This is a genomic window from Sutcliffiella horikoshii, from assembly GCF_021991925.1.
In the GTDB taxonomy this organism is placed as follows: domain Bacteria; phylum Bacillota; class Bacilli; order Bacillales; family Bacillaceae_I; genus Sutcliffiella_A; species Sutcliffiella_A horikoshii_F.
In genome coordinates this window covers 1-1,431 of sequence record NZ_RXZI01000020.1, presented here as the reverse complement: position 1 = coordinate 1,431, position 1,431 = coordinate 1, and the positions used below count along the sequence as shown (strand labels likewise).

9 tRNA genes and 3 rRNA genes are annotated in these 1,431 nt (G+C 48.5%); all 12 read left to right on the top strand.

What is annotated here, in order from left to right:
• Positions 1-106, top strand: a 23S ribosomal RNA gene (locus EKQ44_RS21310); the annotation flags it as partial.
• A gap of 84 nt (positions 107-190) precedes the next feature.
• A 5S ribosomal RNA gene (gene rrf, locus EKQ44_RS21305) occupies positions 191-307 on the top strand.
• Between the two features lie 8 nt (positions 308-315).
• A tRNA-Val gene (locus EKQ44_RS21300) sits at positions 316-391 on the top strand.
• Between the two features lie 38 nt (positions 392-429).
• Positions 430-505 (top strand) — tRNA-Thr (locus EKQ44_RS21295).
• Between the two features lie 66 nt (positions 506-571).
• Positions 572-647, top strand: a tRNA-Lys gene (locus tag EKQ44_RS21290).
• Between the two features lie 8 nt (positions 648-655).
• Positions 656-736 (top strand) — tRNA-Leu (locus EKQ44_RS21285).
• 16 nt (positions 737-752) lie between these two features.
• Positions 753-827 (top strand) — tRNA-Gly (locus tag EKQ44_RS21280).
• Between the two features lie 8 nt (positions 828-835).
• Positions 836-924 (top strand) — tRNA-Leu (locus EKQ44_RS21275).
• A gap of 36 nt (positions 925-960) precedes the next feature.
• Positions 961-1,037, top strand: a tRNA-Arg gene (locus EKQ44_RS21270).
• Between the two features lie 4 nt (positions 1,038-1,041).
• A tRNA-Pro gene (locus EKQ44_RS21265) sits at positions 1,042-1,118 on the top strand.
• A 19-nt stretch (positions 1,119-1,137) separates the two neighbouring features.
• A tRNA-Ala gene (locus EKQ44_RS21260) sits at positions 1,138-1,213 on the top strand.
• Positions 1,214-1,344: 131 nt separating this feature from the next.
• Positions 1,345-1,431 (top strand): 16S ribosomal RNA (locus EKQ44_RS21255); the annotation flags it as partial.

The following is a 1,431-nucleotide window of genomic DNA, read 5'->3' as shown; positions in this document are numbered from 1 at the left end:
CTTCGGTAAGTAAGATCCCTGAAAGATGATCAGGTAGATAGGTTCGAGGTGGAAGCATGGCGACATGTGGAGCTGACGAATACTAATCGATCGAGGACTTAACCCAACAATAAGTAAATGTATGAACGATAGGAATTCTTGATATGAATACATTATCTAGTTTTGAAGGATCAACCTTCAACTGAATATGTCTGGTAATGATGGCGAAGAGGCCACACCCGTTCCCATACCGAACACGGAAGTTAAGCTCTTCAGCGCCGATGGTAGTTGGGGGATCTCCCCCTGTGAGAGTAGGACGTTGCCAGGCAGTTATATGGAGGATTAGCTCAGCTGGGAGAGCACCTGCCTTACAAGCAGGGGGTCGGCGGTTCGATCCCGTCATCCTCCACCATATTTTTTCACGTTAGTGAAAATAATCATTCATAATATGCCGGTGTAGCTCAGTTGGTAGAGCAACTGACTTGTAATCAGTAGGTCGTGGGTTCGACTCCTATCGCCGGCACCATTTTTCCTTTGACATAGACATAACGAAGTTATGGTCAACTGAATTGCATAAAACCACTTTTATTGCGTGCCATTAGCTCAGTCGGTAGAGCATCTGACTTTTAATCAGAGGGTCGAAGGTTCGAGTCCTTCATGGCACACCATTTATCTTGCGGGTGTGGCGGAATTGGCAGACGCGCTAGACTTAGGATCTAGTGTCTTTGACGTGGGGGTTCGAGTCCCTTCACCCGCATTGTAATTTTATATTAGCGGAAGTAGTTCAGTGGTAGAACACCACCTTGCCAAGGTGGGGGTCGCGGGTTCGAATCCCGTCTTCCGCTCCAACAGATTTGCCGGGGTGGCGGAACTGGCAGACGCACAGGACTTAAAATCCTGCGGTAGGTGACTACCGTACCGGTTCGATTCCGGTCCTCGGCACCAGAGTTTTTACAAGAGTAAAATGACTTTCATTTATAAGCGCCCGTAGCTCAATTGGATAGAGCGTTTGACTACGGATCAAAAGGTTAGGGGTTCGAGTCCTCTCGGGCGCGCCATTATCGGGGAGTAGCTCAGCTTGGTAGAGCACTTGGTTTGGGACCAAGGGGTCGCAGGTTCAAATCCTGTCTTCCCGACCAGCAGGAAACTTCATACATTGGGGCCTTAGCTCAGCTGGGAGAGCGCCTGCTTTGCACGCAGGAGGTCAGCGGTTCGATCCCGCTAGGCTCCACCAACAGAACTTTCGAGTAAATGATCTTTGAAAACTAAACAAAACAACAGCGTCACAACGTCGGTTCTACGGAACACGACAAAATGATTTTAAGTAAGACAAGCTAGCAAATTTTGAGCAAAAGCTCAGACTCTTTATTGGAGAGTTTGATCCTGGCTCAGGACGAACGCTGGCGGCGTGCCTAATACATGCAAGTCGAGCGGACCTTTTAAAAGCTTGCT